The sequence below is a fragment of the uncultured Duncaniella sp. genome (assembly GCF_910577345.1).
In the GTDB taxonomy this organism is placed as follows: Bacteria; Bacteroidota; Bacteroidia; order Bacteroidales; family Muribaculaceae; genus Duncaniella.
The window spans coordinates 126,340-140,904 of the sequence record NZ_CAJTMT010000002.1 but is presented as its reverse complement, the minus strand read 5'-3'; the positions used below and the strand labels follow the sequence as shown (position 1 = coordinate 140,904).

Annotated in this window: 8 protein-coding genes and 1 pseudogene; 6 read left to right on the top strand and 3 right to left on the bottom strand. The window is 51.4% G+C overall.

The annotated features are described in order from the left end of the window. Nucleotides 1–22 precede the first annotated feature (22 nt). Complete coding sequence (locus QZ310_RS01665; protein WP_297069697.1) at nucleotides 23–1,147, top strand: TlpA disulfide reductase family protein; 1,125 nt, start codon at nucleotides 23–25, stop codon at nucleotides 1,145–1,147. A gap of 370 nt (nucleotides 1,148–1,517) precedes the next feature. Here QZ310_RS01665 and QZ310_RS01660 read toward each other — a convergent pair whose 3' ends face one another. Both QZ310_RS01660 and QZ310_RS01655 read right to left on the bottom strand, forming a co-directional pair. Then, nucleotides 1,518–2,555 carry a DUF4435 domain-containing protein gene (locus QZ310_RS01660; RefSeq protein ID WP_297069694.1) on the bottom strand — a complete coding sequence of 346 codons (1,038 nt, stop codon included), beginning with the start codon at nucleotides 2,553–2,555 and terminating at the stop codon, nucleotides 1,518–1,520. Nucleotide 2,556: 1 nt separating this feature from the next. Further along, the gene (locus QZ310_RS01655) at nucleotides 2,557–3,597 is read right to left on the bottom strand and encodes an AAA family ATPase (RefSeq protein WP_297069692.1); all 1,041 of its coding nucleotides are present in this window, start codon (nucleotides 3,595–3,597) and stop codon (nucleotides 2,557–2,559) included. A 169-nt stretch (nucleotides 3,598–3,766) separates the two neighbouring features. On the opposite strand from QZ310_RS01655, the gene QZ310_RS01650 reads away from it, so the two are divergent. From QZ310_RS01650 to QZ310_RS01640, 3 genes are read left to right on the top strand one after another with little or no spacing between them, the layout of a single operon-like run. Next, the gene (locus QZ310_RS01650) at nucleotides 3,767–5,998 is read left to right on the top strand and encodes a TonB-dependent receptor (RefSeq protein WP_297069690.1); all 2,232 of its coding nucleotides are present in this window, start codon (nucleotides 3,767–3,769) and stop codon (nucleotides 5,996–5,998) included. 30 nt (nucleotides 5,999–6,028) lie between these two features. Continuing rightward, complete coding sequence (locus QZ310_RS01645) at nucleotides 6,029–7,075, top strand: histidine kinase (RefSeq protein WP_297069686.1); 1,047 nt, start codon at nucleotides 6,029–6,031, stop codon at nucleotides 7,073–7,075. 42 nt (nucleotides 7,076–7,117) lie between these two features. Next, nucleotides 7,118–7,807 (top strand): LytTR family DNA-binding domain-containing protein, encoded by a 690-nt coding sequence (locus tag QZ310_RS01640; protein WP_297069684.1) that lies wholly within the window; start codon nucleotides 7,118–7,120, stop codon nucleotides 7,805–7,807. Between the two features lie 199 nt (nucleotides 7,808–8,006). Here QZ310_RS01640 and QZ310_RS01635 read toward each other — a convergent pair. Next, nucleotides 8,007–8,780 (bottom strand): annotated as a pseudogene (locus tag QZ310_RS01635) (rhamnogalacturonan acetylesterase); the annotation flags it as partial. A 463-nt stretch (nucleotides 8,781–9,243) separates the two neighbouring features. Here QZ310_RS01635 and QZ310_RS01630 point away from each other — a divergent pair. Next, on the top strand, nucleotides 9,244–11,349 hold the full coding sequence (locus QZ310_RS01630) for a hypothetical protein (protein WP_297069680.1): 2,106 nt from the start codon (nucleotides 9,244–9,246) through the stop codon (nucleotides 11,347–11,349). Between the two features lie 66 nt (nucleotides 11,350–11,415). Beyond that, complete coding sequence (locus QZ310_RS01625) at nucleotides 11,416–14,544, top strand: DUF4450 domain-containing protein (protein ID WP_297069678.1); 3,129 nt, start codon at nucleotides 11,416–11,418, stop codon at nucleotides 14,542–14,544. Nucleotides 14,545–14,565 lie beyond the last annotated feature (21 nt).

Sequence of the window (14,565 nt, the reverse complement as noted above, 5' to 3'; positions counted from 1 at the left end):
CCTAAAACTCACCCCTCACATTATGCGACACAACCCTCTGCTATCATTCCTCTCTGCCTCGTTAGCCCTGACCGCCCTCTCCGGAGTGACGGAAGCTGCCGTCCTCAAAGTCATCTTCAAGCAGAATCCCCCTGAAAAAATCATAATTGAACGACGCTGCCGTGACAAAGAGAATCCGACAGCCGAGCTTATTTTCCGCGACACCGTCGTGGTGAAAGACTCTTCGGCCACCGTCCGCTACAACATCAGCCGTCCCTACTCCTTCAGCATCTCCAATCCAGAGAATTTTGAACCGGGTTCTCTAATACGCCCGATTGACATCAACGACGAAATCACGGTGACAGTCGATGGCCGTCTGCGCAACGCCACATTCTCCGGCTCGCCGCTCATCGACAGCATCAGTTCGCTTTCCATACAAGGTATGAAATTCATGTCGGCCAACGGCGACTCGACGATGTCATTCACAGAAAAGATGGCACTGACCTCCCAATTCTATTCCGCTTATGCTATGGCCCACAAGGATGAACCGATAGGTGTCTATGCTCTCGCCTGGGCATCTAACGAAGCAATGGCAATATATTTCGACGAACTGGACCCGGCACTTGAAAATTCAGTTGCCGGAGATGAATATATCTACATCCGGCACATGGCACACAAAAGCCGGGCAGCACTCAATGCGCAGACAACGATGCAGGAGGGAACCGTCATGCCCAACTTCTGTCTGCCAGATTCGACAGGCCGAAAAATATCGCTCTCTTCCTTTCAAGGAAACTGGGTACTTCTCGATTTCTGGGCCAGCTGGTGCAGTCATTGCATCCGTGGCTTCGGAGCTTTGAGGGAGTTTTCAGAAGAATATGCTGACCGTTGCTCTGTCATCACCATCGACATAGATGATCAGGCCCCTATATGGCGTCCGCTCTTAGACAAGTTCGACATGCCGTGGATAAACCTTCTCAACGACCCGACCGACCACAGCAATGCAAATCCTGTCCGTGCGCTCGGAATCACATCAATCCCTGTCACCGTCCTCATTGACCCGGAAGGGAAAATCGCAGCAATACAGCGAGGAACGAATCCCGAATTTTTCGACCGCGTGAAGGCCATTATAGAGGGTCGAAAACAGCCATTGACCGGCCATTCTAATTGATTTCAATTACTCCGACAAAGGAAAATATGCGAAATTACTTAAATTTAGGTATGGCAAAGCTTGCAATCCCGTAGTAATTTTGCATCGTGTAAATGAAACGCGAAAGCGCCCTCATTCACCAAGATAATTTATACGAATATATAGATTAATTTATACGAAAGATATACGATAATTTATACGAAATTTGATAAAAAACACTTGGACAATACAAGGCAGGCTCAGTCCGGCTGAACCGCTGACAAGCCCGGCTTATGTAATCTATTTTTGAAATTGATGCTATTGTTTAAAACGGCGTGGCCGATGGTTGTGAAACCCTCCCCCCACGCCGGTTTTTTATTTCCCCAAGCTCAACTTAGAGCCATGGTATCATTCACGCGAACAACCGGTCCAAGTCTGCTTTAAGAAACCTATAGCCTTCGGTTGCCTTATGTATTTCCGTACAATCATTGATCAACTGCCTCAAACGTCGCTCTACTTCCGGAAATGTATTTGCCTCTCCTATTCCTGTTATATCGCAATAGTTTGCTATATGCTGGCAAGCCTGCTGAACATCCGGGATATGTTGTATAGCCCTTATCCTGCCTACTCGCATACTGCTTATCAGCGATATGAAACGAGTCTTCACGATCGTATCGGCCACGCAGTGACCTTGAAACAACAGATAGTACCTCTCACTGTCAAATCCTAAACCTGCCAGTTTGTCAATATAATCTTGAATACGCTCTCTGTTTGTATCCATATAATCTGACAACTCACTCATCCTGCGAGAAAGGAATCTTTTACTGTTCGGGCTGAGCGCGATTGGATTGAATGACATTTTGAGTCTGTCAGCGTCACGGATAAATGCTTTCAAAGTATATACACCATCCATCATATCTACCGATACCAAGTGAGCAAGAAACAACGGAGAAATTGCTTTTGAGTACTCCGACATATACAACTGACATTCGTAGGTCGGCGTAACAGCAGTCGCCTTTGAAATCAGGCCTGGCAAACAGGCTGCATGACACTTATAGTTTTCTATTGAATATAAATATGTATGCAGAATGTAAGGATTATCACACACTCTCCGGGACAGAGACGGAGATGTTGCCGAAGGGCGATAGTCTTCAACAATCCAGTCATAGTCAGCATCAACCGCCAACAATAAATGTTGCCCTAAAGATGCATCATCAACATTCTCCATCAGATGTCGTTTCCCATCGGCAACAGCTCCATCCGGATGACGGAACACCTCTATAGAGAATTTATACTTATTCATATATGGCCGGACACACTCTGTCCAAAAGGCCACATCAGCCCATCCCTCCACGTATATTATAATCTCAGGAAGACGGGTGGAGGAACGCAGATAACTCTGTGCCTCAACATAAGCACTATCCGCCGCATCAGTAAGGCTTGTTCTCATCTTAAATGATTTGTTTTGCCATTGCTGATATATTATCGACAGCAGATTGCCAACCGTTCAATATCATGGCGGGAGAATGTGTAGATACAATAACTTGACAGTTAGGGTTCAATTGCGTTACCACATCCAATAGACGTCTTTGCCAATCAACATGAAGCGATATTTCAGGCTCATCCATAATCAAAATGGCCTCACGTTCCTCCTGCATGAATACGGTCAGCAATATCAGAAGTAGCTGTTTCTCCCCAGCCGACAAATCCTTGTAAGAATGTGAAACCTCATCGGAGTTGAATATAAACTCCACATCACCTTTATCCCTGTTGACACGTTTTCCTGATTCAAGCATCAAATCATCCAACACATCCTGCAGGACAGAACGTTTCGACATGAGATTCTTTATATCGCCGAACGCATCCTTGGACTCTGCAACCGACATCATTTTAGACATTCGTGTCGACAATTCAATCTGATATGTCTTGTAACGTTCGACAACTATCTCTAAATGCCTGTCTAATTCACTGTAAGATGAATTTATCAGATACTCCATATACAATTTCGGGTCATCATGTCTTGCAGGAGCGCTGTCAAATGTGGAGATATAGCTGAATTTTAAATCGTTTATAAATTGTTTAATATCAATTTTTTCATGGCCGGCCCCATTCAAAGACATACGCTGACTGTTCACGAGCGACACAGTCTTATTTTCCATGCCTTGCTTGAATTTATCCTTCAACTTATCAAAAGCCTTTGACAAATCAATATTATTCTTTGCCCGCGACTGAAGACCGTCAAAATCTTCAATACGAACATCAAGCGAAAGGCTCAAACCGGAATCAAACATGACCTGAATCCGTGACAAACGATGAGCAATATTTTCAGGTAATGGCTCTCCACGCAACACTGATGCCATCGCCCTCAATATAGTCGACTTTCCCGAACCGTTAATGCCCGAGAGAATAGAGACCTGTTTATTAATTGTCCATTCTATGTCAAAACGGCCCCATAAATTGGATATAGTGACTTTTTCAATCTTCATAAGCATGGCAAATTTAATGAATTAATTTGAAACAGACACAATTGATAGCAAAGAATCTGAAATAACACTCCTGCATCTTGACATGCCATTCGTGCAGCTTGTCACTATTATTTTATAGATATATGGCTCTTCGGTAATTTCGCCTTACAAAATCACATCAATGCAACCGGTCTATATGACAAAACAGCATCTTACGTCCATGAGAATACCGACATTATTCTATCTTAGCACAATCTGCCATCCCGGCAAGTACCTTGCTTCTGCAATCGTCGCTGCCATATCATTATATCTGCCGATGCAGCTCTTCGGGCAATCCGACACGACCGTCATTGCGACGGACAGCATACCGGGATTTTCCGAACAACTTCTGAATGAAGTCGTGGTGACTGCCAAGCGGCCATCCGTGAGAGTCACACCCGACAAAACAATCTACGACCTGAAATCGACAGTCATGGGGCAGTCAGGCACTCTGCTCGATGCTCTCTCGTCAATTCCCGGAGTGAACGTCAGGAGCGATGGAGCTGTCAGTCTCTATGGCAACTCCGGAGCAACAATCAGCATCGACGGACAAAAGACCTATCTCAAAGGTCGGGAGCTTGCCAACTATCTCCGGTCGCTTCCGGCCTCGACAGTAAGTACAATCGGCCTGCGCACGACTGCCAACGCCAAGGACGATGCGTCCGACAAGGCAGGAGTGATAGAAGTCAGCACCCGCAGAGTGCGCGAACAAGGCTTCACACTCGGGCTGAACGGCGGTGCATCGACCTGGCGTAACCTACGCGGCCACGGCAACGTGAATATGACCTACAATGCCGGACGCTCGGAATTCAACCTGCTCTACTCTTTCTTCGCCGCACGGCAGAGAATACGAATGGACATCGAACGCTACACTCTGAAAGAAGGGGACCGGATGTTACAGCTATCAACCCGACGTCGCACATCGAACGCCCACACCGTCAAAGGTGGCTGGCGTTACCGTCCCGGAAAAAATACAGTCATCGGGACCTCGCTGACCCTAAGCCGTAACGGACAGAACGAATTCGGACGCATGGACATGAAAATTCCGGCTCTGCATGAGGAAGACCGCTCGGACAATCACAACCGTAAACGTTGGCGCAACGTAATGGCCGACATATATTTCGACCATACTTTTTCCTCAGGCACAAGATTGACCGCAGGCTACAACCTCTTCCGCTTCAACACCACCGAACACCAGCTACTCGAACCGACATCTGCCGACACTCTCCGCAGCAATGTCGGGGGCCATATCCGATGGAACATCGGGCAGATTGACCTCACACTCCCGATAGGCAAGATGTGGCGCCTTGAAGCAGGAGCCAAAACGACTTTCATAGACATCCGCAACTCAGGGACCTATTTCGAACTTACAAACGGGCTTCCTATTCCTGCCGACAATCTCAGCTCGCGCTTCCGCTACAAAGCCAACACCAATGCCGCATACACACAGATTTCTTTCACGCGCGGTCACCTGACCGCTACAGTCGGCGCGCGTCTCGAACACGAAAAACTGCGTGGCCATTTTTCAGGTAACGAGACCGCAGCCGACACTTCCTACCATGTCAATACCCTCGACATCGTCCCGGTGGCGGAAATCAAATACCTGTCAGGCTCAGGCGTCGCCATGATGCTATCCTACTCACGGAGAATCGACCGTCCGAACTACGCCGACCTCAATCCGTTCGTCTACATCTTCGACGAATATACACATTCCGGTGGTAATATCAACCTTCATGCTTCAACTTCCGACAACGTCCAGCTCGGTCTCTCCTACGGCGGATGGCTGCAAGCCGCCCTGTTCCTCACCCGCTCCGACGATGTCATAATGAAAGGCTATCATGAAATATCGGACCGCTGCATCTATGCCGGAGCAGAGAATCTCCCCTACTTCCTCCGGACGGGTATCAGATGTGTCGTGGCCAATCTGCCTGTCGGCCGCCGAATCCGTTCGACCTTCACAGCGACAGGTGTCTACAACCGCTATGACTGGAAAGACAAGGACGCAAGACAATCCACACGCAGACTGACGCCGATGCTGAGTATGGACAATCAGTTTGACTTCGGAAAAGGTTGGACTGCAGAGCTGAAAGCCTCCTACACCGGCAAAATGGCCTACGGACAGGTGACATTACTCCCTTTCGGAAATATAGATGCCGCTGTGCGCAAGAATTTCCATGATGGAAAGGCTGCATTGACACTGTTTGTCCGAGACATTCTCGCCACAAACACCACCCGCACTCAAATTCCACTCGGAGGACGCAAATCATACTACGAAGAGACGGAATACAGACGGATTGCAGGCTTCTCGTTCAACTATAAGTTCCATTCCGGCAGAAAGACAGCGAACTATAAGGAGCGTAAAGGCCCCGAAGAACTCGAAAGACTTTGATTTGAAATTATTTTCCAGTAATTTTGAGACATGAAACATCTGTCACGAAAACTGAAACCGGCACTCCACAAACTTCTCACCTCACTCGCTCTCGCGGCAATGCTCATGGCCATTGTCAGGGTCGCCCATGACCTTACCATAGGCGAGGACTATTGGAATGCCCACTCCACGACATTCATTGTGACGGAATCGCTGCTTGCGTGGTTCTACTCCATTGAGCTTATACTGCTTGCCCCGCTGCTCATGCACACCGCGCGGCGACGCGGATGGAAAGCCCCGCTGGAATATGCTATCGCAAGTCTCTTCGCAGCCCTGTCGGTAGGTCTTGGCATGGTACTGTCCCACTCGCTCACATTAGACGGTGTCAGCTTCACGCAATTCATCCTGCCGGCGACAATAGTCGTCCTCTTCACCTGCCTCTATTATGCCTACTATTGCAACAGCGAACGCGAACGGTGGCTGATGAACCAGACCCTAACACTCGAAAAGACACGCAACCGGCAACTCGACACCGAACTGCGTCTATTGCGCGCCCAGTATCATCCTCACTTCCTCTTCAATATGCTCAACACAATCTATGTGCAGATTGACGAAAGCAACGATGCCCCGCGCCACACCATCGAATGTCTTTCGGAAGTGTTGCGCTATCAGCTTTACTCTCCCGAGCAACCTGTTGAAATCCGAAATGAGCTTGAAGCGATGGAAAAATTCATTGAGCTATGCCGTATGCGTGTATCTCGTTCATTGAAACTTGACATCAGCATATCCAATCCGCCATCCGGGCTGAAAATCTACCCGTTGTTGCTTATTCCATTGGTTGAAAATGCGTTCAAGCACCTCGGAGGATGCCGCAGAATATCCATCACATTTGCAATGGCTGACGGAAATTTCATCCTGACGGTCATCAACACTGTCAATCCTGACAATGGCTCCGCCAGAAAAGCAGATTCAGGGCTGGGTCTCGAAAATCTGCGCCGGAGGCTTGAGTTGCTATACCACGACGGTACCCATTCGCTATCCTTGACCAAGGAGAATGACGAGTTCAAAGCCATACTAACATTGCGTCCGGTTGAATGACACGGCATTCTCCCAACCGTATTCCTCAAAAAACAGACTGCTATGAACAGAAAACTTAAATGTATTATCGTGGACGACGAACCGCTTGCCCGCGATGGGTTACGCAGATATATCGGGCGCGTCGACCGCCTTGAATTGCAGGGAGAATGTGAGGATGCCCTGCAACTCGATTCCATGCTCAGGTCCGGATTGGGAACCGACCTCATCTTCCTCGACATTGAAATGCCATTGCTTTCGGGAACGGACTATCTCCGTACTGTCGAGCATCATCCGATGGTCATCATCACCAGTGCCTACAGTCAGTATGCACTTGAGGGCTACGAACTCAACGTCGTCGACTATCTTCTCAAACCCATCCCTTTCGCGCGCTTTCTACAGGCAGTGACCAAGGCTTGCGATTTCGCCGACCTTACGGCGCATCCTGAAAAACGGGATTTTTTCTTTGTGAAATCCGACAAGAAATTCCACAAGATCCGTTTTGCCGACATTCTCTATCTCGAAGCTGTCGAGAATTATGTCAAGATAGTCACGGATAGCGGAGCTGTCATCACTCGTTGCCCGCTGCGCAACCTCGTTGCCGATCTCCCCTCGCATGGCTTCCTGCAAGTTCATAAATCCTATATCGTCAACATGGAAAAAGTGGAGTGCATCGAGGGCAATATGCTTCATCTTCCGGGGACGACCATAACTGTGTCGCGCAGCTACAAGGACGATCTGATGAAATGGCTATGATATGAAAAATATACTGCGATAGAAAAAAGGCAGAAGGAACATAAATTTTTCATCAGGACCGATATGCAATCAGGTGTTTTGCCTGCGCTGAAAGCCTTTCGGTTCTAAAAAAATTTATGTTCCTTCTACCTTTTTTCTATCCCCGGCCTGTCATGCAGCCCGGAATAAGGAATTACTTATTGAGGTTATAGACAGTGCGACGGATGTAAGGGCGGAGTTCGGGGACAGCCTCGGCAAGACCGTTGACAGCGAGGCGCGACACAACTATGCCACCGTAGACGTTGAGGTGAGTGTTGTCGATGCGTCCCTCGGGAGCGAATTCATATTTTCCGACAGGCATCCACATGAAGAGGGCTCTTGAATTGTCGGGACCAAGATCCTGGACAAGCTCATGGGTGAGCGCGTTCATATCGACAAAGGGAACGTCGAGTTCCTTGGCCACATTGCGCGGAGCGACGATATAGTCACCATGAGTGTCCACAAGAATCTTACCCTCGGCAGGATAGTTATTGATATTCTTCTTCCATGTCTTGCGAAGGTCATCGGTATCCTCGGCAACTGCGTCGCCAACCGGGAAGTTGCGTCTCACGATTGAGTTCATAAGAATGGGCTTGCCACCCTTCTCGCGGGTTTCATTGACAAACTTCTTAAGGTTGGCATCGAAAGTGGAACCGGGATCGGTATGGCGGTCCTCTTTCGGCTTCTCGTCATTGTGACCGAACTGAATGATTACATAGTCACCCGGACGAATCTGCTCACGCACCTTTTCCCAACGTCCCTCGTTGATAAAACTCTTGGAACTGCGACCGTTGACGGCGTGGTTGTCGACCTTGATTGCACCCTCAAGATAGATAGGGAGCATCTGCCCCCAACCGCGTTCCTGATTCTCCTTGTCGAGAGGTTTGTTGGCCATGGTAGAGTCACCAATCATAAACACGGTGATGGTATCGGACGGAACCTGCGCCACAGCCATTGCCGGAAGCGCGAGAGCTACTAAGAGTGATGAAAGAAATTTCATGATAATAAAGTTTTTATCGTATGGTATTATTGAATTCTGCACAGTGCACATCCGCTTTAGAAATTACCGGAAATCCTAAAGCCTTGCAAATTTAGACATAATATCCGTTCAGAAGGCAATCCTCCACGAACCCAGGCCTATTCGCTTAATCTTTTTTAACATATTATTGCCGTTACTATTTTCCCGGCAGACAACAATGACAGCCTAAAATTAAGTATTCTTCAAATTCTAATTTCTATTACCTGAACTGAACTTGGAGTGATTTTTCTTGCGGTGAGGGGGTGTTTGATTTGATTGCTTGGGGGAAAAGTGTTAACTTTGCGAAGAATCTAACCATTGCAGTGCGTTTTACAGGCAAGGCAATATGGGCAGTGCAAGAATTTTCACCTTAAACAGACCATTCATAGACTTAAGTCCGATGACATTAAAGAATCTTTTTTATGCCGCAGCGTGCACGCTTCCGCTGCAGGCATTCGTGGCGTGTCAGAGTGCATCAGCCATTGACCGTCAGGCTCTCGTTGAGCGAAACAATCCTCACATCACCGCTATCGACACAATGGCGTCGCTCTCGGTGGGTAACGGCGAGTTTGCAGTCACAGTCGATGTGACCGGCCTCCAGTCATTCCCCGAACTCTATAGCAAGGGTGTGCCCTTAGGAACACAGAGCCAATGGGGCTGGCACAGTTTTTCCAATCCCGAAAACCTGAAGTTTGAGGAAACCCTCAAGGACTATGATTTCGGACGAGGCCGCATGGAACCGTATTCGGTGCAGTTCAACGAGCAGGGACGCAACCGTCAGGCAGCCAACTGGTATCGCGTGAATCCCCACCGCCTCCATCTCGGTGCCCTCGGCTTTGCGAACCTCAATCCCGAACAGATTACCGACATCGACCAGACCCTCGACATGTGGAACGGCGAAATCCGCTCTGATTTCAAGGTTGACGGCGCGCCTGTGAGTGTCCGCACCTACGTTCACCCCGAAAAAGATATGGTCGCAGCCTCCATCAAGTCGGAAAAGCGTCTGCCTGTGGCTCTCCGTCTCCCCTATCCGACAGGCGGTCACTGCGATGACGCCTGCAACTGGGATGCCGATTCGCTCCACGTCACTGAAATCGTGGCATCGGATGAAAACCACGCAACTCTGCGCCATACCCTCGACTCGACCACATACTATATCAACCTCGCATGGACCGGCGCAGAGGCTCCCGTGATGACAGGCCGCAACGTTGCCACCATCACCCCTACTGCCGATGAATGGACAGTCACAGCAACCTTCACCCCCGAAGTTGCAGACAACGCCAATCCCTCAGTTGCTGAAACACGCGACGCATCCTCGGCCTACTGGACAGACTTCTGGAAAAAAGGCGGTGTGGTCGACTTCAGCCATTGCACCGACCCGCGCGCCTCAGAACTCGAACGCCGTGTAGTCCTCTCGCAATACCTCCTCGCCATCCAGTGTGCAGGCTCGACTCCTCCTCAGGAAACCGGCCTCACCTACAATTCATGGTTCGGAAAATTCCACATGGAGATGATATGGTGGCATCAGGCCCAGTTCGCTCTTTGGGGACACGAAGACCTTCTCAACCGCACCCTTCCCTGGTATGAAAGCTCGGCAGGAGTCGCCCGCGACATCGCCGAACGTCAAGGCTTCAAGGGTCTCCGCTGGATGAAGATGACCGACCCCTCCGGCATCGAGGCCCCCTCGAAAGTAGGTTCATTCCTCATCTGGCAGCAACCCCACCTCATCTACCTTGCCGAACTCGCCTACCGCGCACAGCAGGACAGCGCCATCATCAACCGCTACTATGACCTCGTGCAGGGTACAGCCGAATTCATGGCTGACTTCGCCGACAAGGATTCACTCGGCCGCTACACACTCCGCGGCATCATCCCCGCTCAGGAAACCCTCCGCGCTGCCGAGACCGTCAATCCCCCCTTCGAGCTTTCCTACTGGCACTTCGCCCTCAACACCGCGCAGAAATGGCGTGAGCGCAAGGGTGAACCCCGCGTGGCCGAATGGGATGAAATCGTTGCAGCCCTCTCTCCCCTCGCTGCGAAAGACAGCCTCTATCTTGCAGCCGAGACAGCTCCCGAAACATACAGCGACATCCGTCTGACCTCCGACCACATGGCCGTGCTTGCCGCCGTAGGCATCCTCCCCAGCTCACCCCTCGTTCAGCCCGACATCATGGACAACACCTTCGACTGGGTCTACGACAACTGGAACTGGGACAAGACATGGGGTTGGGACTACCCGACAACAGCCATGAACGCCGTGCGTCTCGGACACCCCGAGAAGGCTCTCAACGCCCTCCTCATGGACAAGCGCACCAACACCTACCTCCCCAACGGTCATAACTTCCAGGACAACCGTCTGCGCTGCTATCTCCCCGGCAACGGCGGTCTGCTCACCGCAGTGGCCCTCATGTGTGCCGGCTGGGACGGTTGCGAGACCGAGAATCCCGGTTTCCCGAAGGACGGCACATGGGATGTCCGCTGGGAGGGCATCAAGCCCCTCCCCTGATACGGACATTCCGGCTCCCTATCCCTCCACAATTGATCTGAGACTTTCCATACATACAAGAAACTGATGAAAATTAAGATAATCAGCGTAATCCTCTTGGCGACTGCACTCACTGCCGTCGCCAAGAGTGATATTCGCCCGCAGCATTATGTGCCTGACGGCAACTCAGCCGTAACCACCGACGGCAAGTCACGTTTCAACCGTGCGCTCTACGGCGCACACTCCGGCTTCCGCATGGACTGTTCGGACACCCCCGAGTTCGGCATCTACCTTCCCCGCATGGGCGGCAACCTCCGCCTGACCCTTCCGGAAGGCAAATGCACCGCGCGCTACACTCCCGGACGCATGGACTACGAACAGGGTGGCGTGAAGGTCGAGGCACAGGTGATGCGCAGTGAGGACATGGCACTCTGGGCCATCACCAATACCACGAAGAAAACCGTCACCATCCCCGTCCGTTTCGGAGGTGTGGCCGAAAAGAAATTCTATCGTGAAGGTGACCTCGGCGTTGACGACCCGACCTGCTTCGACCTCAAGCCGGAGTATTGCAAGGGAAATATCTACACCGTCAAGGGCAACAAAGTCAACGTGGAATACGGAGCCAAGGAACGCAAGAAACTCACCCTCATAATCCCCTCCAAGACCTACACCATCAATTCACTCCCGGCCTACGAAGGTGAAATCAGCATCAAACCGGGAAAAACCGCCTACATTGCCCTCTTCCCCTCGGCCGACGCTCCTAAAGCGAGCCTCGAATCACTGATGAAGAAGGCAGAAAGCGAGAGAGCCGAACTCGCGGCCAACGTCGAGTTCAACACTCCCGATGCATGGCTCAATCCTATCGGTGGCGCACTCGCCGTGGCAGCCGACGGTATCTGGAGCGGCGAGGCATGGCTCCACGGTTCAATCGGCTGGCGCACACCCCACCTCGGTTGGCGAGGCGCATACGTCGGTGATGCCATAGGCCGACACGACCGTGCGCTCACACACTTCAACACCTACGCAGCAAACCAGATTACGGACATCCCCCCAATCTATACGCATCCGCGTCAGGATTCAACCCTCAACCTTGCCCGTGCCGAGAAGAAATGGGGCACACCCATGTATAGCAACGGCTACATCTGCCGTCGTCCCGGGAAGAAGGACGAAATGTCGCACTACGACATGAACCTCGTCTACATCGACGCACTCCTGCGCCATTTCCGCCACACAGGCGATACCGAAGCCATGCGCTCGCTATTCCCAGTCATCAAACGTCACCTCGAATGGGAAAAACTCAACTTCGACCCCGACGGTGACCACCTCTACGACGCATACTGCTGCATCTGGGCAAGCGATGCACTCTACTACAGCGGAGGAGCCGTTACCCACTCGTCGGCCTACAACCTGTTCGCCAACCGAATGACAGCCCTTGTCGCACGCGCCATCGGTGAAGACCCCGCTCCGTTCGTCAAGGAAGCTGACGGTATAGCCACAGCCATCGACAGCGTATTATGGATGCCCGAACTCGGCCACTGGGCGGAATACAAGGACAAGGGTGGCCATCAGCGTCTGCATCCGTCAGCCGCTCTATGGACCATCTATCATGCGATCGACTCGGAAATCGCCGATCCCTTCAAGAGCTATGCTGCAACCACCTATATCGACCGCGAGACTCCTCACATACCAGTCAAGGGCGAAGGTATGGAGGATGGCATGGCCACACTCTCCACCACAAACTGGAAACCCTACTCATGGAGTATCAACAATGTGGCTATTGCCGAAGTCATGCACACAGCGCTTGCCTACTGGCAAGCCGGACGCAACGAGGAAGCATATAACTTGATGAAGAGCGTTGCGATGGACAATATGTATCTCGGAGCATCCCCACTCAACTTCGGACAGATAAGCCACTACGATGCCGCCCGTGGAGAATGTTACCGCGACTTCGCCGACCCCATCGGTGTATGGAGCCGCGCCCTGACGGAAGGTTTATTCGGCATACGCCCCAACCTCATCGAAAGGAATCCCAAAATCGACATCGTGCCCGGTTTCCCCGCTTCATGGGACGAGGCCTCGGTCAATCTTCCCGACCTCTCATACAGCTTCAAGCGCACAGACCGCAAATCGGTCTACAAAATATCCAACCGCTATGGCAAGCGTTCGTCCGTCAAGCTCACCGTTCCGGCCAAAGGTATTGAAAGCGTGAAGGTCAACGGCAAGGATGCGGAATGGAGAGTGACACCCAATTCCATCTCCACACCGCGCATCACAGTCTATGCAGGCAATGCCCCCGAACTTGAAATCGAGATTGTCGAAAGTGCATCGTTCAAGCCCGAGCCCACCGGACGTAACCGTGCGGAAGGCCCTGTCAAATTCCGCGAGATGACCGATGGAAAGCTTGTCTGGTGGATTCCCGAAATCGACCAAAATGCAGTGAAATCCTCACCGGTTCCCGCCAACGGATTTGACGACATCAAGAGTGAACTTTGCGAGACCGCCGACCTCACCGGCAACTACAATGCCTCGGTGACCGACATCTTCCGCAACGAATATCTATCGCCGCGTCCCGACGTGACCACCCTCCAGCTTCCCAAGCAAGGCATCGGCGAATGGTGTCACCCCAAACTCACAGCCGACATCGACGACTCAGGACTCCGCTCACGCCTTGCAGCCGAAGGTGGAATCCTGCGCACCGAAGCCGGCATACCCTTCGCACTTCCCGCCGAAGGCAGCAATATCCTCTTCACTTCCCTCTGGGACAACTATCCCGACAGCGCATCCGTAGCACTTTCCGGCAAAGCCTCCCATCTCTATCTGCTCATGGCAGGTTCGACCAACCACATGCAGTGGGGGATTGAAAACGGCCTCATCCGTGTCCGCTACTCTGACGGAAGCGAAGAGGTCACTCCGCTCATCAATCCTCACAACTGGGCGCCCATCGAACTTGACTTCTACCACGACGACCATGCCTTCGCACAGGCTCCCGGCGCACTGCCTCCCTACCGCCTGCACCTGAAGACAGGCCGCATGAGTCGCAACCTCGGCAATGAACTCGGCATCAAGGGTGTCGGCGACCGCTTCATCGAAGGTGGAGCCGGTGTGGTTCTCGACATACCCGCCGACCCCTCTAAAGAACTTGCATCACTCTCACTCGAGACACTCTCGGGCGACGTGGTCATCGGCCTCATGGGACTCACACTCCAGCGTCCCTAAAACCGCAACCCTCTCCTCACG